Here is a 22,526-nt window from a genome sequence, read left to right on the forward strand (position 1 = left end):
CTGCGGTCGCCGCAGACAGATACCGTGGACCCATGGCCGACCAGCAGATCCCGAACCAGAACCCGTATCAGCAGCCCTCGGGGCCGGCCTATCGGCCCGAGGCGTACGGCGCGCAGCCGCCCCGCGGTCTCAGCATCGCGAGCCTCGTCATCGGGATCGCCTCGTTCTTTCTCGGGTTCACTTTCATCGTGCCGATCATCGGGTTCATCCTCGGCCTGCTCGGTCTCAAGCGTGAGCCGGCCGGTCGCGGGTTCGCGATCGCGGGCATCTGGATCAACATCGCGATCCTCGTGGTGACGATCGTGCTCACCCTGCTGCTCATCGCCTTCATCGGGGTGCCGCTCTTCGCGCTCATCCCCTACCTCCTCGACACCGGCAGCTTCACCGCCTGACCCTCGCCGCGCGCCACCCCTCGCCGCGCGCTACCCGCCGCCGCGCGCACAACCCGCCCCGAATGAACGCAATTTCCGCGAGCGTACGTCGGATACGACGGCCGCTCGCGGAAACGACGGACAATCGGCGGCGCGGGGTTGCGCACGGGGAGTCAGGCCGCCGAGGGCAGCCGGATGACGGGCGCGGCGTGCCGCGCCCGCACTAGCGCCTAGGCGCTCTTCGACTCCGGTGCGTCGTCGTCGGTGTCGACAGCCCAGCGGTCGACGTAGAGGTCGTCGGCGGAATCATCCGCCTCGTCGGGCTCGGGGGCAGCAACGGTGTCGGCCCACTTGTCTTCGTAGTCCGGCTCGGCGTCTGACGGGTGCGTCAGTTCACGCTCGAGGGCGTTGTAATTGGTGTTCGGGCTGAAATACTTCAGCTCACGGGCAACCTTGGTGTGCTTTGCCTTCTGGCGACCGCGTCCCATGGGTGACCCCCTTACGATTGCAGCCGAGCGCAGACGGCGCGGGGCAGTGGCCAACAGGAAAGCTAAAATCTACCGTCACTTTAGCACCACTGACCGGTCATCCCGGCCGTCGTTCACAGTCTCGCGGCCGCTTCAAATGTGGGGCACTATCGTGGGCTCGTGCCCTTCGAGTTGCCCCGCCGCGAGGTCGTCGTCATCGGTGCGGGGCAGGCTGGGCTCGCCGTGACCTACTTTCTCCAGCGTCTCGGGCTTTCGCCCGCGCACGACATGCTCACCCTCGATCGCGGTCCCGGTGCGGGCGGTGCCTGGCAGCACCGGTGGAGCGATCTGCGCATCGGAACGGCCCACCGCATCAACGACCTCCCCGGCATGTCGGAGCTCGGCCTGAGCTTCGAGACCGCCGACCGCAAGGCGCCGGCGAAGACCGTCGTCGCCGACTACTACGCGCGATACGAAGAGCATTTCGGGCTCCAGGTGCACCGCCCCGCGACCGTCACCTCGGTCGTCGACGAACGCGACGACCTCGTCGTGGCCTTCACCGACGACGACGGCGACCACGAGGTGGTGGCGGATGTCGTCGTCAACGCGTCGGGCACCTGGGGATCGCCGTTCATGCCCTACTACCCCGGCTACTCCACGTTCGCGGGGCGCCACGTGCACACCGCCGACTACCGCTCGGCGTTCGACTTCGCCGGACAGAGCGTCGTGGTGGTGGGCGGCGGAACGTCGGCGGTCGGGTTTCTGCTCGAACTGGAGCGGCACGCATCCGACCTGCTCTGGGTGACGCGTCGACCGGTGCAGTTTCTCGCGCCCGGCGACGACGACCTCGAGGGCCGACTCGCGGCGGTGCGGATGCAAGACGAGGCGGCGCGGGAGGGGCGCCCGCTTCCGAGCATCGTGAGCGGCACGGGCATCGCGACCACGAGACGCATCGCGGCAGGCATCGATCGGGGTGTGCTGGTCGCCTACCCCATGTTCACGCGCATCGAACCGGAGGGCGTGCTGCTGCCTGACGGCACCCTGCATCGCGCCGACGCGATCGTGTGGGCGACCGGGTTCCGGCCCGAGGTGCGTCACCTCGCGCCGCTCGGGCTGCGGGAGGCGGCGGGCGGGTTGCGCGTGCGCAACGGGGTGTCGGAATCCGACCCCCGCGTGTTCTTCGCCGGCTACGGCCCGAGCGCGTCGACGATCGGCGCCAACCGGGCCGGTCGGTCGGTGGCGCGGCACGTGGTTGCGGCTCTGCACCGGGACGGTTCGCGCGCGGAGTGGCCCGGCGCGCGGAAGAGGGTCTCGCGAGAACGCTTGCGCGCGAGCATCCGACACCGCTAACGTGCAACCAAATGGTTGTATATGAATTGAGCGACACCGAGGTGGACCGCATCTTCCAGGCGCTGGCGCATGCGACGCGCCGCGACATCGTGAGCAAGACGATGGCGCGCGCGGCGTCCGTGTCGGAGCTCGCGCAGCACTACGACATGAGTTTCGCCGCCGTGCAGAAACATGTCGCCGTGCTCGAGCGGGCCTCGCTCGTCACGAAGGAGCGTCGAGGAAGGGAGCAACTCGTGCACGGCAATGCCGAGGTCCTTCGCAAAGCCGCGACACTCCTCGACGCATACGAACAGATATGGCGCGACCGCGCCGCCCGAATCGGAGACCTGCTCTCCGGCCCCGAAGGAGGAACGGAATCATGACCGTCATCAGTTCAACGAAAGACCCCGAGGCCCTGACCCTCACGTTCGTGTGCGAGTTCGACGCGAGCGTCGAGCGCGTGTGGCAGATCTGGGAGGACCCGCGCCAGCTCGAGCGCTGGTGGGGTCCGCCGACCTACCCCGCGACCTTCGTCAAGCACGAGGCCGTCGTGGGAACGCAATCGCACTATTACATGACCGGCCCCGACGGCGAGAAGATGCACGGCTGGTGGCTGATCACGGATGTCGACGCCCCGCACCTCTTCGAGTTCGACGACGGGTTCGCCGACGAGAACGGCAGCCCCACGGGCGACCTCGGCTCGACCCACGGTGCCGTGGTGATCGAGCGCGCGGGCGGTTCGGCTGATGGCGGCGAGTCGGGCGACAGCGCCGGATCGGGGAAGACGGTCATGACGGTCTCGTCGAAGTTCGACTCACTCGAGCAGCTCGACCAGATGGTCGAGATGGGCATGGAAGAGGGGATGCGCGAGGCGCTCGGCCAGGTCGACGAGATCCTGGCGGGGTAGGGGAAGGGTAAGGGCGGGGTAGCGGGGTCGGCGAGCACCCCCGCCCCGGCCCGCTCCGGCCCGCTCCGCTCGACGTCAGCGGCTGCCCGTATTCTGCGGGAATGGGTGCGCGCACGTGCGAAGTGGTTCGCGGCGACGGCACGGTGTGCGCCGCGCCGGTCGACGACGCCGCGCCGTTCGCCGCGTGCATCCGCCACTTGCTCGAGGCGCACGACTGGGTGGTCGGCGAGCTGGGCGTCACCGACCTGCTGCCGTCGCCGTGCCTCGCGTGCGGGTCGCGGTTGGGGGTGCAATTCCGCTCCGGATGGATGTGTGCGATCTGCGAGTGGCGCTACGGCGAGACGCCCGACGGCGCGGCGTCCGACGGGCACGCCACCTCGGCGCGGGTGGATGTCGTCTACTACGTGCGGTTCGGCGACCGCATCAAGATCGGCACGTCGGGCAATCCTCGCGTGCGATTTCAGGCGCTGCCCTACGACGAGGTGCTCGCCTTCGAGCTCGGAGATCGGATGCTCGAGCAGCGGCGCCACGCGCAGTTCGCGTCGTGGCGCATCCCCCGCACCGAGTGGTTCGAGCGCAGCGACGAGCTCGACGCGCACGTGGTGGCGCTCGCCGCGGGGGTGAGCGACCCGTGGGCGCTGTACGCGCGGTGGCGCAGCGAACGGCTCGCGCTGCGGGGGTAGCGGCGGTCGCTGTCGCCTGGCCGGCCTCCCTTTCCGCCGCCTCGCCACCTCGCCGCCTCGCCGCCTCGCCATCTCGCCGCCTCGCCCCACCGCCCGCGCCACTGTCACCCCTGCCCCCTAGGCTCGCCGCATGCTGACCACCCTCGCCGTCGCCGGCTACCGTTCCCTCTGCAATCTGGTCGTTCCGCTCGAACAGCTCACCGTGATCACGGGCGCGAACGGCAGCGGCAAGTCGAGCCTCTACCGCTCGCTCCGCCTGCTCGCGGCGACGGCCCGCGACGGCGCCATCGCTGCCCTGGCTCGCGAGGGGGGTCTCGCGTCGACCCTCTGGGCGGGGCCGGAGCGGCCCGGCGGCGGCGCAGGCAAACGCTCCACCCCGATCGCGCTCAAGCTCGGGTTCGCGAGCGACGACGACGGCTTCGGCTACGCGATCGATTTCGGCATCCCGACACCGTCGGCGCACACGATGTTCAACGACGACCCCGAGATCAAGGCCGAGAGCGTGTGGAGCGGGCCGATCCTCCGCCCCGCGACCCTGCTCACCGAGCGCCAGAACTCGCTCGTGCGGTTGCGCGGCGACGAGGGGTGGAGGCGGCACGAGCGGTCCCTGCCGCCGTGGGCGAGTGTGCTCGGCGAGGTCGCCGACCCGGCGACCGCTCCCGAGCTGCTCACGCTCCGCGACATCCTGCGGTCGTGGCGGTTCTACGACTCGGTGAGAACGGATGCCGACGCCCCCGCCCGGCGGTCGCCCGTCGCCACTCGCACCCCCGTGCTCTCGGGTGACGGCGCGGACCTCGCCGCCGCACTGCAGACGGTGCGCGAGCTCGGCGACCCCGATCGGCTCGACGACGCGATCTCGGCGGCCTTTCCGGGCAGCCGGCTCACGCTCACGCCGGCCGACGGCGGGTTGAGCCTCGGCTTGCGGCAGCCGGGGTTGCTGCGACCGTTGACGGCGCCCGAACTCTCTGACGGAACCCTCCGCTACCTCGTGTGGGTCGCCGCCCTCCTGAGCCCGCGCCCCGCCCCGCTCCTCGTGCTCAACGAGCCCGAGACGAGCCTGCACCCGTCACTGCTCGAGCCTCTCGCCGAGCTCATCGCCGGGGCGTCGAGCGACTCGCAGATCGTCGTGGTGTCGCACGCGGCGCCGCTCGTCGACGCCCTTGCAGGCCAGGGCGCGTTGCGGCACGAGCTCGAGAAGCGCAACGGCGAGACGGTGGTCGCCGGGCGTGACCTGCTCGACCAGCCCGCGTGGAAGTGGCCTTCGCGGTAGTCGGTCAGTCCGGTCGGGTCACGACCGTTTCCAGATCGAGACAAAGAACCCCCCTGAGCTGGCCCGACGCGCTGCTACTCTCCGAGCAAGGGTCGTTCAGTGACGGTTGATCAGTTTCTTCACTGCGATCCCGAGCCCTGCGGTCGGGTGCAACCGTTGCCGCGGGCATCCGACTTCTCGCCCGTATCTCTCAGCAAGGACGCCATGTCGAAGAAACCGTTCTGGCGCCGCGTGGTCGCCACGTCTGCTGCCGCCGCGCTCTCTCTGGGAGGGGCTCTTCTGGTTGCCGCTCCCGCGCAGGCGGCGCTCGGCACCCTCGCGATCGTGTCGCCCGCCGACGGCAGCACCGTCGAGTCACGCGCCTTCGACATCACCGGCACCGGCACTGCGGGCGCAGGCATCGGAGCCGAGACCGCGGACGGCACCGTTCTCGGGGCAGCGATCGTCGAGACGAGCGGCGGCTGGACTCTCCCGGTGACTTTCGCGCCGGAGGCCGAAGTCGCCCAAGAGATCACGATCGTTCAGGTCGACCCCGACAACCCGCTCGACCCCGAGCCCGACACGATCGTGCTCGACGTGGTGCTGCCCGAGGAGCCCGTCGTGCCGCCCGCACCCGCTCCCGCAGGCGAGATCGTCATCACGTCGCCGACGGATGGCGCGACGACAGAGTCTCGCATCGTTCTGGTCACCGGCACCGCTCCCGTCGGATCCGCTGTGTCGACGGCGCTCAACGGGGCTTTCTCCTCACAGATCGTCGGGCCCAGGGGTGATTGGCGTTTCTACATACCCTTCGGGATCGATGACCCCGGCACCGCCACCATCACCGTCACGGGGACCGACGCAGACGGGGCCGACCTGTTGCCGGGCGAGGTCACGATCACAGTGCCCTCGATGCTTCCTGCGCCGACCATCGAGTCGCCCAGCGACGGCGCAGTGGTTCAGGGCGACACCGTTGTGTTCTCGGGCACAGGGACGCCGAATACTTCGGTCTCTCCTAACTTCGAGGCGACCGACGAGGCAACGCAACGGGCGGTCGACGAAGCGCTTTTCGAGGGCGACCTTCCCTACGAACCGGTCGGTGCTTCGGTGGCGGCAGACGGAACCTGGAGCATCGAGTGGCCTCTCCCGGCTGGGTCCTATGTGGTTTCGGCCGCCCACGTCGAATTTGCCGGATTCGCGTTGGAAGTCTCTCCGCCGTCGGAAGAGCACAGCTTCTCCGTCGTGTCCGCTGCAGCCGTCGACCCGGCTGGCTCAGGCGCGCCGACACTGGCCGCGACCGGTGCCGCCGCTGAGGGCGGTGTCGAGCTCGGCGTCGGTCTGCTGCTCGTCGGTGGCCTGCTCCTGCTGCTCAACATGCGTCTGCGTCGGCAGGGTGTCGCGTCCGCAGACGCTGTCCGCCCGCTGTAGCCGCAACTCCTTCCGTCACCGGATTGCAGGAGTTTCTGCGGTCGGGGGCGCAGATCCTCCTGCGAGAGGTGCGTCTTCAACGGAAACTCCTGCACCACGGATGTCTGCGCCGAGCGCCACGCCCGCGCCCGCGCCCGCGCCCGCACCCGTCGCCCTCGCCCCACGCGCCCTCGCCCCGCGCGCACCCACCCCACCAACCTCCGGCACCGCGAACCACGGGATCGTGCGCCCCACCATCGGCCCGATGAGCAGCGCGAACGCGAGCGTGCCCACGCCGACGACCCCGCCGAGCGCCCACCCGATTGCGAGCACCGTTCCTTCGATGGCGGTGCGCACGATCCACAGCGGAACGCCCCATCGCCGGTGGATGCCGGTCATGAGCCCGTCGCGGGGGCCCGGGCCGAAGCGAGCGCCGAGGTAGAGACCGGTCGCGAGGGCGAGGAGGGCGAGTCCGCCCGCGAAGAGGAGCGCCGACATCCACAGCTCGGGAGGGTGGGGGAGCACCGCGAGCCCGACTTCGGCGCTCGGTCCGATGATGAGCACGTTGGCGACGGTGCCGATGCCGGGGCGCTGGCGGATGGGGATCCACAGTAGCAGCACCGCGGCGCCGACGAGGTTGGTGACGAGCCCGAACGAGAGGGTGGTCTGCAGGGCGATGCCTTGGCTCAGCACGTCCCACGGCGAGGCGCCGATTCCCGCGCGCACCATCATGGCGATGGCGAAACCGTAGAAGAACAGTCCGACGAGCAGTTGGAGGATGCGGCGCACAAGCAGAAGGGGCATGAGCCAAGCCAATCTCCACATTGGCCTTACGACAAGAGTCCACTTTGGCTACTGTGGCCTTATGGCTACCGGTGCTGTGACCGTGTCCGCGAGGGCCCTCGACGCCCTGCTCACCCAGTGGCGCTCGACCGCTCCCGCCTATCAGGCGCTCGCCGACCGCATCCGACTTCTCGTGGTCGACGGACGCATTCCGGTCGGCTCGCGGCTGCCCGCCGAACGCGATCTCGCGGCCAGGCTCGGGGTCAGTCGCACCACGATCACGGCGACCTACACGGCGCTGCGCGAGTCGGGCCACCTCGAGAGCGTGCGCGGTTCGGGCAGCGTCGCGCGCATGCCCACGCACGCCCCGGCGCCGATCGAGGGGGCGAGTAGCGGCTTTCTCGACTTCAGCAAGGCGACCATGCCGGCGATCCCGAGGCTCGCGGATGCCGCGGTGCGGGCCGCACGCGACCTCCCCGCCTACCTGGGCGAGTCGGGCTTCGATCCCGTGGGTCTGCCGCGCGTGCGGCAGGCGATCGCCGACCGCTTCGCCGCGCGTGGACTGCCGACAGACGCCGACCAGATCATGGTCACGATCGGCGCTCAACACGCGATCGCCCTCCTGAGTCGCGTGATCCTGGGCCGCGGCGACCGCGCCCTCGTGGAGTCGCCGAGCTACCCCCACGCGTTCGACGCCCTGCGCGGTGCGGGGGCGCGGCTCGTTCCGGTCGGGGTCACGAGCGACGCGGGGTGGGATGTCGACGGCCTCGAGCAAGCGCTCAACCGCTCGAGCCCGGCGCTCGCCTACGTCATGCCCGACTTCCACAACCCGACCGGGCGCGTGATGCCCGCCGACCAACGCGAACGGATGCTCGCGCTCGCCTCCCGCAACGGAACGGTCGTCGTCGCCGACGAGACCATGGCCGAGCTCGCGATCGACGAGGTCGACCAGCCGCTGCCGCTCGCCGCCTACGGCCCCGCGGTGCTCGTCGGTTCGCTCGGCAAGACCGTGTGGGGCGGGGTGCGCATCGGCTGGATCCGCGCCGAACCCGACCTCATCGACCGCCTCGTGCGGGCGCGGTCCGCGGGCGACCTCGGCACCCCCGTGCTCGAGCAGCTCATCGCGGCCGAGATGCTCGGGGAGTACGACGAGATCCTCGCGGTGCGGCGCGACCACCTCGCGGCGGGGCGCACGCGGCTCGAGCGTGCGCTCGGCGACGCGTTTCCCGAGTGGACCGTGCCACACGTCACCGGCGGTCTCACCACGTGGGTGGGGCTCGGTGCGGCGGTCAGTTCGCAGCTCACCATCGCGGCCCGCTCTGAGGGTCTGCTGCTCGCATCCGGCCCCCGGTTCGGCATCGACGGCGCGTTCGAGAGGTTCTTGCGCGTACCTTTCTGCTACTCCGAGGGCGAGACGGATGCCGCGGTCGCTGCGCTTTCGCGGGCGTGGACGGGTCTCGGCAGACATCCGTTCCCTCAGCGCGACGCGCTGCTCGCCGACGTCGTGTGATCGCCCGACACCGCTGACCGCTAGGCTCGACGCGCCCGCGACCCCTGAGGAGACCTCGTGACCGACCCCAACGTCTACCGCAACACCCCTCCCGGCCCTCGGCCGGTGCCGGAGGGAACCTCGGTCTCGACGCCCTACATCTGGGCCATCGTCTTCGCGCCGCTGCTCGTGCTGCTCCCCCTGCTGCTGTGGGATGTGGAGGGCTACATGACCGAGGTCATCGACTCGTCGATGTCGACGACGGCCATGCCGACCTACCTCTTCGACCCCGGCTACCTCGCCCTGCAGGGGGTGAGCCTCGTGGTGTGGCTCGGCTCGGTGCTGCTCGCGTTCTTCGACTGGCGCGAGCTCAAGCGTCGCGACGTCGACCGCCCGTTCCACTGGGCGTGGACCTTCCTCGGAGGCCTCGTCTACGTGATCGGACGCTCGATCATCGTCCACCGCCGCTCCGGCACCGGGTTTGCGCCGATGTGGGTCGCGATCCTGGTCACCGTGCTCGGCACGATCGTGTCGATGTGGGTGACGGTCGGCGCGATGGCGGCCGCGTTCACGAACATCACGTTCGGGCCCTGAGGTAGGGCTGCGGCTGCGGCTGCGGCTGCGGCTGCGGCTGTGGCGGCGGTTGCAGCGGCTGTAGGTGCGGGATGCTGCGGGCGAGCCTGTCGCGAAGGCAGGAGTTTCCGGTCCGAGGGTGACTATTTGTCCTGCACTTCGTGCTCGGACCCCGTTTCTCCTGCAATCCCGCCGCCCTGCCGCACCCCGCCCCGCTAGACCCCGCCCCGCTACACCCCGCGCCGCACCCGAAGCACCGCGTCGACGAGGGTCACGCGCTCGCCGTCCGGCCCGGTGACCTCGCGGTCGACCTGCGCGCACGTCTCGACGGTCCACCCGTCGGGGAGCGTGAGCGACGCGAGCACGTCGTCTGCCGTGGGCAGCGGGAGCGCGTCGTGATCGTGCTCGCGGTGGCTCGACCACGGCGGAAACGCCCCGTGCCCGACCACGAGCAACCGCCCGCCCGGGGCGACCGCCGACGCCGCCCGGCGCAGAATGTCGTCGCGGGGCAACTCGACGGGGGAGTGCAGAAACGCCGCCGTCACGAGGTCGAACTCGCCCGTCGGATGCCACGCCGCGAGGTCTGCCTGCACCCAGGTGATGCGGTCGCCGAGTCCGTCATGCGTGGCCTTCGCTGCTCCCACCGCGAGGGCGGTCGCCGAGATGTCGAGGGCCGTGACCGTCCACCCGTGGGCGGCCAGCCATAGGGCGTCGCCGCCCTCCCCGCTGCCGAGTTCGAGGGCCGAACCGGGGGTGAGCTCCGCAACCTCGCGCTCGACCGCCGCGTTCACGCGTCCGCTCCACACCTGCCCGCGCTCGCCGCGGTTGGCGACGTAGCGGGCCTCCCAGAACTCGGCGGGATCGGTGACGCCCTCCGGGTTCATGCCGGTCGGGTCGCCGTGACCGTTCGCCTGGCCGTGCGCGTGGCCGTTCGCGTGGCCGTGCGACTGCTGCCCGTGCGCCTGGCCGTGCGAGCGATCGTGCTCGTCGTGTTCATGCGTCTGATCCATGGTCGTCAGTGTCCCACCGCGGCAGGAGTGCCGACGCCCGCGGATGCCGCGGCGACCCTCTCGGTCGCGGCCGCGACATCCTCGGCGATGAACTCCCCGTTGATCGCGAGCGCCGCCATGGCCCCCGACCCCGCCGCGATGGGAACGAGCGCCCCGGGGTTGCCCGCGTTGCCGACCGCCCAGACGCCGGTGACGCTCGTGCGCCCGAAGGCGTCGACGGTCGTCCACGGGCCGAAGGAGCCGTCGGTGCGGTCTGCGCCGAGCTGCCGCAGCGGTTCGTCGAGCGCGACGGGGCTGGGTTCGGCGAAGACGACGTCGACCGGCGCGACCGTGCCGTCGGCGAGTTCAAGCCCGGTGATCGTGTCGCCGTCGGTGACCACGCGCGTGACGGCGCGGTCATCCAGAACGATGCCGCGCTCCTCGAGAATCAGGCGATCGGTCTCGGGAACCGGCCCGGCCAACGCCGTGAACGCCGTCACGGTGCTCGAATACGACCGCAGCATGTGCGCCTTGTGCAGCCCGGCGACGGATGACGCGAGCACCCCGATCGCGCGATCGCGCGCCTCGTATCCGTCGCAATAGGGGCACGCGACCACGCCTCGACCCCACTGCTCGGCGAGCCCGGGCACGTCGGGCATGACGTCGCGGATGCCGGTCGCCACGATGAGGCGGCGGCCGGTCGCGCGGTCTCCGCCGTCGGTCACGACCTCGAAGCCGTCGTCGATAACGCGGGTCTCGGTGACGCTCGCGTTCACGATCACGCCGTCGACCGCGCGCACCTCGCGGTAGCCGTCGGCGACGAGGTCGAGGGGGGAGTATCCGTCGCGGCTCAGCACGCCGTGCATGTGCGGGGCGAACCGGTTGCGCGGCTGCTGCGCGTCGAGCACGAGCACGCGGCGGCGCGCCCGCGCGAGGATCAGCGCGGCACTCAAGCCCGCGGTGCCGCCGCCGATGATGATCACGTCCCAGTGCTCGGCGGAGATGGGGGCGGATGCTGCGGAGGAGAGGTCGTCGTTCGTCATGCCTTCAGCGTGCCCCTGCGCTACACTCTCAGCAACTATCGGTGCCGAAACGGCAAGAACGGAACGCCCATGCCCGACCCCGTTGTCTCTCTCATCGGTCCCCGTCTCAAGAGCTGGCGCGAGAAACGCAGCATGACCCTCGCCGAGCTGTCGGAGACCACGGGGATCTCGTCGAGCACCCTCTCGCGTCTTGAGGCCGGAAAGCGCGCGCCGAACCTCGAGCTCGTGGTGCCGATCGCCCGGGCGCTGCGCCTCGAACTCGACGACATCGTGCCGCGCGTGGCACCCGACCCGCGCGTCAAGCGCGTGACCAAGAAGATGGGTGGCGCGACCTACGAGTCGCTGTCGCCCGAGTCGAGCCCCGTGCAGACCTACAAGATGGCGTTGCCCGCGAACCCCGGGGGCGCCACGGAGGTTCCCCACCCGCAGGTGCACGACGGGCAGGAGTGGGTCTACGTGCTGTCGGGGCGTCTGCGGCTCGTGCTCGGCGAGCAGGAGGTGACCCTCGGTGCGGGCGAGGCCGCCGAGTTCGACACGCGCGTTCCGCACTGGCACACCGCGGTCGGCAACCAGCCCGTCGAGCTGCTCTCGATCTTCAGCAAGGAGGGCAAGCGCATCCACATGAGGGCCCGCCCCGCCGGCCGTTGAGTCGCCCCGGGTCGCGGAGCCCGCCGAAGCGCCCGCCCCGCGGCATCCGTCCCCGCGGTTGTGCAGGAGTTTCTGCGCCCCGAACGCCCCTCGCAGGAGAAACGGCACCCCCGCACCCCCCAGACTCCTGCGTTCCCGCCCGCTCAACCGACAGGCCACCAATCGCGTAGCAACGACCGCCCCGCAGTCGGAGCTTGTCAGACGCGCAAGACTGGACGCATGGATCCCAACTTCTTTCTCGTGGCCATCCTGCTCGTGGTGCTTTTCGCGAGCATCAGCATCGTCGGTGCGCTGCACCGCATCCGTGATGCGACGGAGAAAACTCTGGCGCTTCTCCAAGGTCAAGTGTCAGACGGGAAGCTGCCTCAGTAGGTTCGACAGCGGCGAGCCGAGGGTGCTCAGGACAGCGGATGTGGGCCGCGAGCTCCCCTTGCCGCGAATGACGTCTCGGCGCTGAATCGAACCTCCGCGAGCATCCGCCACCCCTACTCGCCAATACATCCCCGCCGCTTGTGCAGGAGTTTCTGCGCCCCGAACGCCCCTCGCAGGAGAAAACCGCAGTCTGGACCCCGGAAACTCCTGCATCCCGGCGGAGGAGGCGGGCCGCAGCCGGCCTCAGTGACGCGGATGCGAGCCACCCGCGCCGCGGTTCTGCAGGACTTTTTGTCGTCCCCGCGCTGTCTGCAGGAGGTTTTTCCACCCGCCCTTCGCGATCTCCTGCATTCCGGCGCGAGCCCGCACACCCGCACATTCCCGCCCCCACACCCGCACGCCCCCGCACAGCACACATCCCCCTCCAGACGGATGCCCCCTCCCAGGCCGAGGTGCCACACTTGCCGCGGGGCACTGTGCTGTGCTCTCTCGCTCGTGCGCCGCACCCGCGGCGTACCGTCGCCTCCGGGAGCCTCACGGTGCATCTTCTTTCTGTGTTCAGCCTGCGCAACCGCGCGCTGATCGCGCTCGTCACGATCGTGGTCGGCATTTTCGGTTCGCTCGCCCTCACCAACCTGAGGCAGGAGCTCATCCCGTCGGTGTCGTTCCCGCAGCTCGTGGTGGTCACGTCATACCCGGGTGCGTCACCCGATGTGGTGAACACGGATGTGAGCATCCCGATCGAGACGGCGATTCAGGGTGTTGCGGGGCTCGAAGACACCACCGCGACATCCAACACGAACATCTCGACGGTGTCGGCGTCGTTCGAGTACGGCACTGACATCGTGATCGCCGAGCAGCGGGTGACGCAGGCGATCAACCGCATTTCGTCGCAGCTTCCCGACGACGTCGACCCGCAGGCTCTCAGCGGCAGCATCGACGACCTGCCGGTGATCCAGCTCGCGGTCACGAGCGACCTCCCGGGCGAGGAGCTCGCGAATCTGCTCGAGAGTTCGACGATCACCGACATCCAGGGCATCGACGGCGTTCGTGAGGCCGACCTGCTGGGCGCGGCGACGCAGCGCGTCACGATCACCCCCGATGTCGCGGAGATCACCGCGGTGGGGGCCTCGAATCAAGACATCCGTGACGCCCTCGACAACAACGGCACCCTTCTGCCTGCCGGCGAGATCACCGAAGACGGGTCGACTCTCACCGTGCAGACGGGAACCCGGCTCGCTTCCGCCGACGAGCTGCGCGCTCTGCCCCTCGTGGGTGTGACGACGCCGGGCGGTGCCGCCGTGACGATTGCGGATGTCGCGACCGTCGACATCGTCGACGACCCCGTCACCGGCATCTCGCGCGTCAACGGTGAACCGTCGCTCACGATCGCGGTCACGAAGACGCCCGCGGGCAACACCGTACAGGTGTCGGAGGCGGTGTCGGAGCTCGTTCCGGAGCTCGAGGAGTCGCTCGGCAGCAACACCCAGTTCACGGTCGTGTTCGACCAGGCACCGTTCATCGAGCAGTCCATCGAGTCGCTCGCGACGGAGGGTGCGCTCGGGCTCGTGTTCGCGATCCTCGTGATTCTCGTGTTCCTGCTGTCGGTGCGGTCGACGCTTGTCACCGCGATCTCGATCCCGGCCTCGATCCTCATCACCTTCATCGGCATGCAGGCGTCGGGCTACACGCTCAACATCATCACGCTCGGCGCGCTCACGATTTCGATCGGTCGCGTCGTCGACGACTCGATCGTCGTGATCGAGAACATCAAGAGGCACCTGACTCTGGGTGAGTCGAAGATGGTGGCGATCACGTCGGGCGTCAAGGAGGTCGCGTCGGCGATCACCGCGTCGACGGTCACGACGATCGCCGTGTTCCTCCCGCTCGCGCTCGTCGGAGACATCACGGGCGAGCTCTTCCGTCCGTTCGCCCTCACGGTGAGCATCGCGCTCGCGGCGTCGCTTTTCGTGTCGCTCACGATCGTGCCTGTGCTCGCCTACTGGTTCTTGCGCACGCCGAAGCTCGCCAAGCACGCCGACAAGCCCGTCGTCGAGGCTGCGGGGGCAGGCGAGGCCGCCGACGGCGAGGCGGTCGTGCACCACGAGGAGGAGGTCACGCGACTGCAGAAGGGTTACCTGCCCGTCATCCGCTGGACTCTCGCGCGCCCCGTCGCGACCCTGCTCATCGCCCTGCTCGTGCTCGGGGGCACGGCCGCGCTCGCGCCGTTCCTCAAAACCAACTTCATCGGCGACAGCGGCCAGAACACTCTCACCGTCACGCAGACGCTCCCCGACGGCACGAGTCTCGACGAGCAAGACGCCGCGGCGAGCCAGGTCGAAGACGTGCTTCTCGACATCGACGGTGTGGATGTCGTGCAGCTCTCGCTCGGCCAGAGCAGCGGGTTGCTCTCGCAGTTCGGTGGAGGCGGCGACATCAGCTACTCGATCACGACCGACCCCGATGTCGACCAGGAGCAGTTGCAGGCCGACGTGCGCGACAGGATCGCCGAGGTGGATGGTGCGGGCGAAGTGTCGCTCGAGGCCGCGGCGAGCGGGTTCGCGTCATCCGACATCGAGATTCTCATCACGGCGACGGGATCGGATGACCTCAACGCGGCGTCGGACGAGGTGCTCGCCGTCATGCGCGACCTCGACGTCACCGCCGAGGCGACGAGCGACCTCGCGGCCGAGCAGCCCTACATCGCCGTCGACGTGGACCGCGCGGATGCCGCGGCCGCGGGTCTGAGCGAGATCGCCGTCGGAGGCATCGTCGCCGAGGCGAAGCTGCCCGCCGCGGTGGGCAGTGTCGTGATCGACGAGACGACCCTCTCGATCTACATCGACAACGAAGACGCCCCTACGACCGTGGAGGAGCTGCGCGACTTCGTGATCCCGAGCGCGACCGGTCCGATCGCGCTGTCGGATGTCGCGACGGTCGAGGAGGTCAACGGGCCCGCGAGCATCACGACCATCCAGGGCGTGCGCGCGGCGACGATCAGCATCACGCCGAACGGCGACGACGTGGGTGCGGCATCCACCGCGGTCACGGAGGCGCTCGACGGCGTCGACCTGCCCGCGAGTGCGAACGCCGAGGTCGGCGGGGTCACGGCCGAGCAAGACGACGCGTTCCAGCAGCTCGGTCTCGCGCTGCTCGTGGCGATTCTCATCGTCTACGTCGTGATGGTGGCCACCTTCAAGAGCTTGCGCCAGCCGCTGCTGTTGCTCGTGTCGATTCCGTTCGCGGCGACGGGCGCGATCATTTTGCAGGTGGCGACCGGCATTCCGCTCGGGGTGCCGTCGATCATCGGTGTGATCATGCTCATCGGAATCGTGGTGACGAACGCGATCGTGCTCGTCGACCTCATCAACCAGTACCGCGAGCGTGGTCTGAAGACCGGTCAAGCGGTGATCGAGGGGGCGTCGCGTCGTCTGCGGCCCATTCTGATGACGTCGGCGGCGACGATCTTCGCGCTTCTGCCGCTCGCGTCGGGCATCACGGGCAGCGGCGGGTTCATCTCGCAGCCTCTCGCGATCATCGTGATCGGTGGCCTCGTGTCGTCGACGATCCTCACCCTCGTGGTGTTGCCGACCCTCTACTACCTCGTGGAGGGGGCGAAGGAGCGGCGCGAAGACCGCCGCGCAGCGAAGGCTGAGGCCGAGAACGCCGATACCGCGAAGGCGTCGACCACGGCCACGTTCTAGAAGACAGCGCCCGAAGGAGACGCACCAGGATGATGACTGGAGTGCTGCGCGCCCTGCTCGTGCTCTGGGCGATCGCGTGCGTCTTGGCGATTCTGGTGCCGGTGCCTCTCGACCTGCTGATGGCCGACGACCTGTCGGGGTGGGCGAGGGTGCAGCAATTGGTGGCCTACGCGATGATGGCGGCGCGGTTCGACCTGCTGACGAACGTGCTGATGTTCGCGGTGCTGGGGTTTCTGCTGGCTCTATGCTCGACAGCCCGTTTCTGGCTCGTGACACCGATCCACTGCTTCCAGTTTTCGGTTCTCATCGAGCTCGCGCAGTTCTTCTTCCTCGACCGCAGTTTCGCTTCATGGCTGCATGTCGTCGCCAACCTCGTCGGCGGTGTTCTCGGGGCCTACGTCGTGCACTTTGCGCGGGAGCGTCGGGTAGCGAGGAGCCTGTCGACGTCGACCGAGGTGGAGCGGTATGACGGCGAGCACCAGAGCCGAACCGAGCCCAGGTCGTAAGCCTCTGTCGCCTCACCGGGCCCGCTGCGTCGGCGCGGGCAGCGACCGCTCAGCCCGGCAGGCGGTGGCGGTTCTTCGCGACCCAGCGGTAGACGATCTGCGCGAAGAACCGCACGGGTTGCTTCACGATGAGGCGCCCGGCCACTCTGGCGGCGCCGCCCCGGGCGACCATCGCGTGGGCGATCGCGTCGGGGCCGCCGTGCACGACTCCGTCGTCGTCGATCCAGTGTGCGGCGTTCGACACCTCCTCGTGCGTGAGGCCCCATCGGGCGAGGTCGTCGACGCTCTGCCAGGCCCGGATGTCGAAGCCCCCGCGGGCGTGGAGCCGGCGCGCGGTGGCCGTGCAGAACGCGCAGTCGCCGTCGTAGAGCAGGGTGGGCATGGTCGAATGCTAGTGGGCCGCCGCGCGCGCATTGTCGCACCTTCGGGGCAGGGCCGAAGGTCCCTGTTGCGGGCTCCCGCGCGCTGACACACTGGCCCCATGACTGTCACCGGCACCACCAAACTGGCCATCGTCGGCGCGGGCAGCGTGGGTTCGTCGCTCGCCTACGCCGCTCTCATCCGCGGGTCTGCCCGCGAGGTCGCCCTGTTCGATGTGAACGGCGAGAAGGCGGATGCCGAGGTGCTCGACCTCGCTCACGGCACCCCGTTCATCGGCTCGTCGCACATCACGGGCGGCGGTGACATCGACGCACTGGCCGGAGCCGACATGGTGGTGATCACGGCGGGCGCGAAGCAGAAGCCGGGCCAGACGCGGCTAGACCTCGCGGCGACGAACGCGGGCATCCTCGAGTCGCTCATGCCGCAGTTGCTCGAGCGCGCGCCCGACGCCGTGTTCTTGCTCGTGACCAACCCGTGCGATGTGCTCACCGTCGTCGCCCAGCAGATCGCGCAGTTGCCGCCCGGCCGGGTGTTCTCGTCGGGCACGGCGCTCGATTCGTCGCGCTTGCGCTGGCTCATCGCCGAGCGCGCCGGCATCGCGGCGAGCAGCGTGCACGCCCACATCGTGGGGGAGCACGGCGACAGCGAGTTCGCTCTCTGGTCGGGGGCCCGCATCGGACCGACCCCGATTCGCGAGTGGACCGACAGCGAGGGCGAGGTCGTGTTCACCGAGCCCGTGCTCGAGCAGATCCACCACGACGTCGTGAACGCCGCCGAGCGCGTGAGAGCGGGCAAGGGCGCCACCAACTACGCCATCGGACTCTCGGGGGCGCGCATCGTCGAGGCGGTGCTGCGCGACGAGCGCGCCATCATGCAGGTGAGTTCGGTGCTCGAGAACTACCGCGGTGTCGACGGCGTCGCTCTGAGCGTGCCCTCGATCGTGGGTGCCTCCGGTGTGGAGCGCGTGCTCGATGTGCCGATGGATGACGGCGAGCTCGAGCAATTGCACGCGTCGGCCGATGCGCTTCGTGACGCAGCAAACGCGATCAGTCCCTGAAAGCGATTGTCTGCTCGTTTTCGCCGGTAGGAAGTCTTTTCAAGCGCGCTCTGTCTATTACGTGAAGCAGGTGTCCGCGGTGCGCGCGATCGCGTGGGGCTACAAGATGCTTGGTCGTGTTCTACCGGGCCCCCTTTGCCGATCATCGCGAACTACGCCCACCGTGCACCGGTGTCGTGGCTCTTCCTGGGCCCCCTCGGCCGCAAGCATGCCGGTGACCGTCGACAAATGCGACCACACCGACTCAATAAGTGTCGTCGCCACAATTGAACTGCCCATAGTCGGCTCCACCCTCCGCCAACACCTCACTCTTCTGTTGCTGGTGGGGCCCATCGTGCTCGGCGACATCCCCGACTATCCTGTGTCGATCTGCCGCGGGTTCGGCATCGTCCTGCTGACCCTGCGCGAAGACGTCTCGATCAAGTCGGTGACGCTTTACGTCGACTCGGCGCTCGCGAGGTCCGACAGCCAGGCCACCTCGCGAAGTCTCGCGATCAACCGGCTCTTGCTCGAATCGCTCGACCCCACCATGACGGTCGAGACCATCGTCCCCGAGTCCCCGAGTCCCCGAGTCCCCGAGTCCCCGAGCCCCTGAGCACTTTTCGCCTCGGCTCGAAAGCGCAGCGGCGCGACACGGCGAGGGCGCTGCTCGATGCCGTGCGACTCGACCCCGCGCTGGCCGCGCAAGCCCGCCCAACTGTCGGGCGGGCAACGCCAACGGGTGGTGATAGCGCGAGCCCTCGCCCTCGGCCCGGAGCTGATCGTGCTCGACGAACCGGTGTCGGCTCTCGACGTTTCAGTGCAAGAGCAGATTCTGCCGCTGCTCAACGACCTGCAGCACGAGTTCAGCCTCACCTACCTGTTCATCTCCCACGACCTCGGGGTCATCCAGGCAAATCTCCGACCACGTTGCCGTGATGTGCCTGGGTCGCGTGGTCGAGTCCGGGCCGAGCGCCCAAGTGATGGCTGCGCCCGCCGCCGACTACACGCGCGAGCTGCTGGAGGCCATCCCCGGCGCGTCGGCCCGACGAGCGTGGCAAATCGGCGACCTTCACCTCTGACCGGTAATTGAAGTCATCGAGACACTATCCCCGCGACGACAGCCATCATTCAGACGGTTACGAGCCACCTGACAGCTGTGAAGATCGCATTCCAGGCGGTGAATTCCGATCCCGCAAGCTTGGAGGGCGTCAGCTTCGCGACCCTTTAGCGACCCGCCCAGCTGGCCCTGGCGTTGGGCTCGGCGGAACACATGCCCGACGACGATCGAGGCAATCCCGCCCGCTAGTGCGAGGGCAGCCCAAAGACAGAAAAGGGTGCCATTTGCAAGCCATGCTCCGACTGCATAGATCAGGGGAAGAGCATAAGTCCATAGCCGATCGCGGTGGGGGGTCGTGCTCTCTCTGTCGCGTCATCCACTCGCTTGATCACCACACCGTATCTGGGCGTTTGACCCGCGATGGTCTGCCAAGTAGCCTTCGTGAATTATGACCACTAGCATCGGGCGGGTCAGATCGGTGCGAACGAGTTTCGGGTCGCGGTCTGCTCTGGGCCCGACGATCGCACTGAGCATCCTCGCTGTCCTCCTTGCCGCAGTCGTCAGCTTCGCTAACCCTGACTTCGCGGGACTTCTGCCGGCACTGCTGGTATTCATCGTCACTCTTGGCCTGACGTGGCGTCGGCTCAGCCCCATCGCCTTATCGCCGTCGTTCTACTTCGCTGCATACCTCGCAGTCGTGGCTATCCTCGGATTGCTTCTGACCAACGCGCTCGTTGGTGCAGGTGGGACCGGCGGTATCGATGTCGCCATTCCAGCCGAGATGGCAGTCGCCACAGCCAGCGCCATGCTGCTGGCGGGTGCGCTGACCCTCGCTGCTGCGGCGTTCGTGCGCGGGGGTGTCGGTGGTGGCGGCGCGCAGAACATCTTTGACCTCGGGTCGCTCTCAAAGTACGCCGGATGGTTCCTCGTATTCGGGACACTCGAGCTTTTCGCCGTCATTTCGTTCCTGGGATTCAGTGACCTCATGAGCCGCGTCAACAGGCTTGTCGGTCGTGGCTCGAGCTTCGAAGCAGTAATCGCAATGGCTGCTATCGCGGCATTCCTCGTCGTCAGCATCGCTTTTTTCACCCGCCGCGGACCAGTAAAGCTGTACGCGCTCATGTTGATGCTTGGCTTCGTGGGCTACTTTGTGTCCCTTGGCACCCGCCGCCTCGCGTTGCTGCCAATCCTGCTGATCCTCGCCTACGCCATGGCGAATAAGGGAAGGATCCCACTCGTCCCCGCGATCCTCGCGGGAATTACGGCATTGCTCTCGCTCGCTTTGCCGCTGCATTTCCGGGGACAAGAGTTGCACGGCATCATCCCCCACATCGGCAGCTTGGCCGCCTTTGATCTGTCGCTCGATGTAATTGCGACGAGTTTCAACAACTTCCTAGCTGGCTTCAAGATCACGGCGATGACTGGTTTTGCGCAACCGCCAATCCCGATTGAGGTTCTCTGGATTTCCCTCAACCCAATTACGGGCGACCTGGCGGGGTGGTACGACGTGTCCCGTTCCTTGCGACTGAACCAGTTCACGCCCTACTCGGCGATTGGCGAGCTGATCAACTACGGACCCGTCGTGTTCACTGCCGTATTCGCCGCCTTGGGTGCCGTCCTAGGGCTTATCCAGCGAATAAACGACCGCCTCCTGGGCGACACCCTTGGCCGGTTCATTGTGATCCTCGCCCTCGGCCTGATCTTTATCTTCGTCATTCAGTCAGCCCAGTACAACTTGCGCTCTGATGTCCGCTACGTCTACCTCGCGCTTATGGCGCAGGGGGCTGGACTATTGCTCATCACCATCCGCAACTCCGTCGGCAAGCGCTCGGGACGCATCACAGCCTGACGAGGTCCCAACAGATGTGGCGGTCCCGTTCGTCCTTCGGCGGGTCGATCGCAGCAGCACTCGCGCAAGTGGAAGCGGCGAACAAGGTCGACAGCGGATGACACGCGAAGGCGCTCACGGCACCGGCTGCGGCAGACACTTCGGTGCTGTCGATCGTCCTCTGGGAGTCCCTCGGAATGTGGCAACTCCTACACAGCCTCAACAGCGCAGACCGGCTCATCGTGCAGCCGCCCGCCACAACCGCACCGGGTCGTCGTACGTGTCGCGTTCGAAGGACCGACAACGACAGCGTACTTCAGCTCGAAGGCATCTCCGCAAACAATGGTCGCGAGTCGGCGGGCTTATGGGCTTAACGGCAAGACGCTCGGCCGCTTCACGGGCGGCCCGGTCGGCGGCGAGAAGAACATCTACCGGGACGCGTCTTGCTCCGGGCGCTTGTCCCAATCCGACATCCGCCGCTCGACGGACTAACTGTCTGGACAGCACGGGGCCACCCCCACCTAACCCCCGAGCGCCTCAATCACCAGAGGGCGCATTTTGCCCAGCAGGTAGGTGTGACCGTCATCGTTCGGGTGCACAGTATCTTCGCCGATCAGACCAAGGGTGTCCGCAAACCATCGTTCCTCCAACGGATCGACAAACCGCGCACCGCTCTGCGCTGCAACATCCCGCACCGCATCGCGGGCGGTCGGCACCCACTCCGGCGGGCGACCGTTTACCCACGGGGGTCCGACAACGACAACGGTCGCGTCTGGCGCACGCTCCTGAATGACGTCGAATACAGCTTCCACGCCAGCGGCAGTCGCCTCATAGCCTCCGTCGTCATTGCGGCTCCCAAACAGGACGACCGTGTCTGCTTCGGCCGACAGTGGGCCGATGACGGTGGAGAAGTTCACTTCGTCGGCCAGGTCATAGCCGCGGCCCGCAGAGGTCAAGAGCTGGGCGCGAAGGTTGAGCTCGCGACTGAGGCGAGCCGGCCACCGAAATTCCTCTCCACTGTCCATTTGCGACCCGCTCGTGTAGGAGTCACCGACAAAGGCGATGAGTGGGCGCGAGTCTCGAAGATTGCCGATGTCGACCGTCCGCGGCTCGGCGGTCGCGACCACCTGCCGCGTCGACGTCAATGCGACGACGGACAGCGCGCCGACGGCGACAGCAGCCAGACCTACCAAGGCGATCTGCAGCTTCTCGTCGACCCAACTAAACCGGCGCGACCGGTTGCCGTTCTTCCCCCGAGACATGCTCGCGATCCTACCGCCGGGCTGAGGCATCACGCGCGGCGAACACCACCATTTCAAGGAACTGCAGCACCTCGGTCGCGGCAGCCTTCGCAAGATATGGAAGGGGGCGTTGAAGTGATTGATCAGAGTCCCTCTGGTTTCGATTAACGGCGAGGACCCAGCCTTGGTTCGCAAGGGAGCGAACCGCGCTGCTGGGGTCTCACGTCCCCGATCTTGACGACGGTCTCATCCCACTACTCCGCGAATGGCGCCAACCGTTCACTCATCTCGATTCTTGCGAACAGGCCAGCACTGCCCGTCTTATTCATCCCTCCTGTGTCCCAGATGACATTCGGCTTGAGCGTAGCTTCGTTCACACGTGGAAAAACTGGTGCGTCGAGGTTGAGGAATCGACCAGGCAGCGCGTGGGATTCGGAGGTCTGATGTGCCAGAACGCGGA

The 22,526-nt window shown here is 68.1% G+C and carries 23 protein-coding genes; 17 read left to right on the plus strand and 6 right to left on the minus strand.

Annotation, left to right across the window (positions count from 1 at the left end):
• Window positions 1–32: 32 nt before the first annotated feature.
• Window positions 33–392, plus strand: coding sequence for a DUF4190 domain-containing protein (locus tag ACLHIH_RS11755; protein ID WP_411317006.1), 360 nt, complete (start codon window positions 33–35; stop codon window positions 390–392).
• A gap of 209 nt (window positions 393–601) precedes the next feature.
• Here the strand turns inward: ACLHIH_RS11755 and ACLHIH_RS11760 are convergent, their stop codons facing one another.
• Window positions 602–859 (minus strand): DUF3073 domain-containing protein, encoded by a 258-nt coding sequence (locus tag ACLHIH_RS11760; RefSeq protein WP_411317007.1) that lies wholly within the window; start codon window positions 857–859, stop codon window positions 602–604.
• 159 nt (window positions 860–1,018) lie between these two features.
• Here ACLHIH_RS11760 and ACLHIH_RS11765 point away from each other — a divergent pair, with 159 nt between their 5' ends.
• The 6 genes from ACLHIH_RS11765 to ACLHIH_RS11790 all read left to right on the plus strand — a co-directional run bounded on the left by ACLHIH_RS11765 (window position 1,019) and on the right by ACLHIH_RS11790 (window position 6,434).
• Window positions 1,019–2,188 (plus strand): NAD(P)-binding domain-containing protein, encoded by a 1,170-nt coding sequence (locus ACLHIH_RS11765; RefSeq protein WP_411317008.1) that lies wholly within the window; start codon window positions 1,019–1,021, stop codon window positions 2,186–2,188.
• A gap of 11 nt (window positions 2,189–2,199) precedes the next feature.
• On the plus strand, window positions 2,200–2,550 hold the full coding sequence (locus ACLHIH_RS11770; RefSeq protein WP_411317009.1) for an ArsR/SmtB family transcription factor: 351 nt from the start codon (window positions 2,200–2,202) through the stop codon (window positions 2,548–2,550).
• Window positions 2,547–3,074, plus strand: a complete 528-nt coding sequence (locus tag ACLHIH_RS11775; protein ID WP_411317010.1) for an SRPBCC family protein — start codon at window positions 2,547–2,549, stop codon at window positions 3,072–3,074. Before ACLHIH_RS11770 ends, ACLHIH_RS11775 begins: the two co-directional genes overlap by 4 nt.
• A 101-nt stretch (window positions 3,075–3,175) precedes the next feature.
• Window positions 3,176–3,757, plus strand: coding sequence for a GIY-YIG nuclease family protein (locus ACLHIH_RS11780; RefSeq protein ID WP_411317011.1), 582 nt, complete (start codon window positions 3,176–3,178; stop codon window positions 3,755–3,757).
• Between the two features lie 130 nt (window positions 3,758–3,887).
• On the plus strand, window positions 3,888–5,027 hold the full coding sequence (locus ACLHIH_RS11785) for an AAA family ATPase (protein WP_411317012.1): 1,140 nt from the start codon (window positions 3,888–3,890) through the stop codon (window positions 5,025–5,027).
• A gap of 204 nt (window positions 5,028–5,231) precedes the next feature.
• Window positions 5,232–6,434: an Ig-like domain-containing protein gene (locus ACLHIH_RS11790; RefSeq protein WP_411317013.1), complete on the plus strand. Its 1,203-nt coding sequence runs from the start codon at window positions 5,232–5,234 to the stop codon at window positions 6,432–6,434.
• A gap of 15 nt (window positions 6,435–6,449) precedes the next feature.
• Here ACLHIH_RS11790 and ACLHIH_RS11795 read toward each other — a convergent pair whose 3' ends face one another.
• Window positions 6,450–7,217, minus strand: a complete 768-nt coding sequence (locus ACLHIH_RS11795; RefSeq protein WP_411317014.1) for a YczE/YyaS/YitT family protein — start codon at window positions 7,215–7,217, stop codon at window positions 6,450–6,452.
• A 61-nt stretch (window positions 7,218–7,278) separates the two neighbouring features.
• Between ACLHIH_RS11795 and ACLHIH_RS11800 the strand changes: the two genes are divergently transcribed.
• The gene (locus ACLHIH_RS11800) at window positions 7,279–8,706 is read left to right on the plus strand and encodes a PLP-dependent aminotransferase family protein (RefSeq protein ID WP_411317015.1); all 1,428 of its coding nucleotides are present in this window, start codon (window positions 7,279–7,281) and stop codon (window positions 8,704–8,706) included.
• Window positions 8,707–8,763: 57 nt separating this feature from the next.
• Entirely contained in the window at window positions 8,764–9,279 is a 516-nt protein-coding gene (locus tag ACLHIH_RS11805; protein ID WP_411317016.1) for a hypothetical protein, read from the plus strand.
• Window positions 9,280–9,488: 209 nt separating this feature from the next.
• Here the strand turns inward: ACLHIH_RS11805 and ACLHIH_RS11810 are convergent, their stop codons facing one another.
• Complete coding sequence (locus ACLHIH_RS11810; RefSeq protein WP_411317017.1) at window positions 9,489–10,268, minus strand: SAM-dependent methyltransferase; 780 nt, start codon at window positions 10,266–10,268, stop codon at window positions 9,489–9,491.
• 5 nt (window positions 10,269–10,273) lie between these two features.
• Complete coding sequence (locus tag ACLHIH_RS11815) at window positions 10,274–11,290, minus strand: NAD(P)/FAD-dependent oxidoreductase (protein WP_411317018.1); 1,017 nt, start codon at window positions 11,288–11,290, stop codon at window positions 10,274–10,276.
• A gap of 69 nt (window positions 11,291–11,359) precedes the next feature.
• Between ACLHIH_RS11815 and ACLHIH_RS11820 the strand changes: the two genes are divergently transcribed.
• The 4 genes from ACLHIH_RS11820 (at window position 11,360) to ACLHIH_RS11835 (ending at window position 16,520) form a co-directional block, all read left to right on the plus strand.
• On the plus strand, window positions 11,360–11,938 hold the full coding sequence (locus tag ACLHIH_RS11820) for a helix-turn-helix domain-containing protein (RefSeq protein ID WP_411317019.1): 579 nt from the start codon (window positions 11,360–11,362) through the stop codon (window positions 11,936–11,938).
• A gap of 219 nt (window positions 11,939–12,157) precedes the next feature.
• The gene (locus ACLHIH_RS11825) at window positions 12,158–12,310 is read left to right on the plus strand and encodes a hypothetical protein (RefSeq protein ID WP_411317020.1); all 153 of its coding nucleotides are present in this window, start codon (window positions 12,158–12,160) and stop codon (window positions 12,308–12,310) included.
• Window positions 12,311–12,849: 539 nt separating this feature from the next.
• Window positions 12,850–16,014 (plus strand): efflux RND transporter permease subunit, encoded by a 3,165-nt coding sequence (locus tag ACLHIH_RS11830; RefSeq protein ID WP_411317021.1) that lies wholly within the window; start codon window positions 12,850–12,852, stop codon window positions 16,012–16,014.
• 29 nt (window positions 16,015–16,043) lie between these two features.
• The gene (locus tag ACLHIH_RS11835) at window positions 16,044–16,520 is read left to right on the plus strand and encodes a VanZ family protein (protein ID WP_411317022.1); all 477 of its coding nucleotides are present in this window, start codon (window positions 16,044–16,046) and stop codon (window positions 16,518–16,520) included.
• A 49-nt stretch (window positions 16,521–16,569) separates the two neighbouring features.
• Here ACLHIH_RS11835 and ACLHIH_RS11840 read toward each other — a convergent pair whose 3' ends face one another.
• Window positions 16,570–16,902 (minus strand): thiol-disulfide oxidoreductase DCC family protein, encoded by a 333-nt coding sequence (locus ACLHIH_RS11840; RefSeq protein WP_411317023.1) that lies wholly within the window; start codon window positions 16,900–16,902, stop codon window positions 16,570–16,572.
• A gap of 99 nt (window positions 16,903–17,001) precedes the next feature.
• On the opposite strand from ACLHIH_RS11840, the gene ACLHIH_RS11845 reads away from it, so the two are divergent.
• The 4 genes from ACLHIH_RS11845 to ACLHIH_RS11860 all read left to right on the plus strand — a co-directional run bounded on the left by ACLHIH_RS11845 (window position 17,002) and on the right by ACLHIH_RS11860 (window position 20,846).
• A complete protein-coding gene (locus ACLHIH_RS11845) occupies window positions 17,002–17,958 on the plus strand; it encodes an L-lactate dehydrogenase (protein WP_411317024.1) in 957 nt (318 codons plus the stop codon).
• A gap of 214 nt (window positions 17,959–18,172) precedes the next feature.
• On the plus strand, window positions 18,173–18,553 hold the full coding sequence (locus tag ACLHIH_RS11850) for a hypothetical protein (RefSeq protein WP_411317025.1): 381 nt from the start codon (window positions 18,173–18,175) through the stop codon (window positions 18,551–18,553).
• A 57-nt stretch (window positions 18,554–18,610) separates the two neighbouring features.
• Complete coding sequence (locus ACLHIH_RS11855) at window positions 18,611–19,030, plus strand: ATP-binding cassette domain-containing protein (RefSeq protein ID WP_411317026.1); 420 nt, start codon at window positions 18,611–18,613, stop codon at window positions 19,028–19,030.
• Window positions 19,031–19,445: 415 nt separating this feature from the next.
• Entirely contained in the window at window positions 19,446–20,846 is a 1,401-nt protein-coding gene (locus tag ACLHIH_RS11860; protein ID WP_411317027.1) for a hypothetical protein, read from the plus strand.
• A gap of 500 nt (window positions 20,847–21,346) precedes the next feature.
• Here the strand turns inward: ACLHIH_RS11860 and ACLHIH_RS11865 are convergent, their stop codons facing one another.
• Window positions 21,347–22,087 (minus strand): SGNH/GDSL hydrolase family protein, encoded by a 741-nt coding sequence (locus tag ACLHIH_RS11865; protein ID WP_411317028.1) that lies wholly within the window; start codon window positions 22,085–22,087, stop codon window positions 21,347–21,349.
• Window positions 22,088–22,526: the final 439 nt, after the last annotated feature.

Source organism: Marisediminicola sp. LYQ134 (genome assembly GCF_046599635.1).
Lineage (GTDB): Bacteria > Actinomycetota > Actinomycetes > Actinomycetales > Microbacteriaceae > Marisediminicola.

Coding starts and splice junctions, on each gene's coding strand:
- ACLHIH_RS11760 (WP_411317007.1), bottom strand. CDS start 859: ATGGGACGCGGTCGCCAGAAGGCAAAGCACACCAAGGTTGCCCGTGAG.
- ACLHIH_RS11825 (WP_411317020.1), top strand. CDS start 12,158: ATGGATCCCAACTTCTTTCTCGTGGCCATCCTGCTCGTGGTGCTTTTC.
- ACLHIH_RS11840 (WP_411317023.1), bottom strand. CDS start 16,902: ATGCCCACCCTGCTCTACGACGGCGACTGCGCGTTCTGCACGGCCACC.
- ACLHIH_RS11780 (WP_411317011.1), top strand. CDS start 3,176: ATGGGTGCGCGCACGTGCGAAGTGGTTCGCGGCGACGGCACGGTGTGC.
- ACLHIH_RS11815 (WP_411317018.1), bottom strand. CDS start 11,290: ATGACGAACGACGACCTCTCCTCCGCAGCATCCGCCCCCATCTCCGCC.
- ACLHIH_RS11810 (WP_411317017.1), bottom strand. CDS start 10,268: ATGGATCAGACGCATGAACACGACGAGCACGATCGCTCGCACGGCCAG.
- ACLHIH_RS11755 (WP_411317006.1), top strand. CDS start 33: ATGGCCGACCAGCAGATCCCGAACCAGAACCCGTATCAGCAGCCCTCG.
- ACLHIH_RS11785 (WP_411317012.1), top strand. CDS start 3,888: ATGCTGACCACCCTCGCCGTCGCCGGCTACCGTTCCCTCTGCAATCTG.
- ACLHIH_RS11835 (WP_411317022.1), top strand. CDS start 16,044: ATGATGACTGGAGTGCTGCGCGCCCTGCTCGTGCTCTGGGCGATCGCG.
- ACLHIH_RS11865 (WP_411317028.1), bottom strand. CDS start 22,087: ATGTCTCGGGGGAAGAACGGCAACCGGTCGCGCCGGTTTAGTTGGGTC.
- ACLHIH_RS11775 (WP_411317010.1), top strand. CDS start 2,547: ATGACCGTCATCAGTTCAACGAAAGACCCCGAGGCCCTGACCCTCACG.
- ACLHIH_RS11800 (WP_411317015.1), top strand. CDS start 7,279: ATGGCTACCGGTGCTGTGACCGTGTCCGCGAGGGCCCTCGACGCCCTG.
- ACLHIH_RS11770 (WP_411317009.1), top strand. CDS start 2,200: ATGGTTGTATATGAATTGAGCGACACCGAGGTGGACCGCATCTTCCAG.
- ACLHIH_RS11860 (WP_411317027.1), top strand. CDS start 19,446: ATGACCACTAGCATCGGGCGGGTCAGATCGGTGCGAACGAGTTTCGGG.
- ACLHIH_RS11845 (WP_411317024.1), top strand. CDS start 17,002: ATGACTGTCACCGGCACCACCAAACTGGCCATCGTCGGCGCGGGCAGC.
- ACLHIH_RS11820 (WP_411317019.1), top strand. CDS start 11,360: ATGCCCGACCCCGTTGTCTCTCTCATCGGTCCCCGTCTCAAGAGCTGG.
- ACLHIH_RS11855 (WP_411317026.1), top strand. CDS start 18,611: ATGCCGTGCGACTCGACCCCGCGCTGGCCGCGCAAGCCCGCCCAACTG.
- ACLHIH_RS11790 (WP_411317013.1), top strand. CDS start 5,232: ATGTCGAAGAAACCGTTCTGGCGCCGCGTGGTCGCCACGTCTGCTGCC.
- ACLHIH_RS11795 (WP_411317014.1), bottom strand. CDS start 7,217: ATGCCCCTTCTGCTTGTGCGCCGCATCCTCCAACTGCTCGTCGGACTG.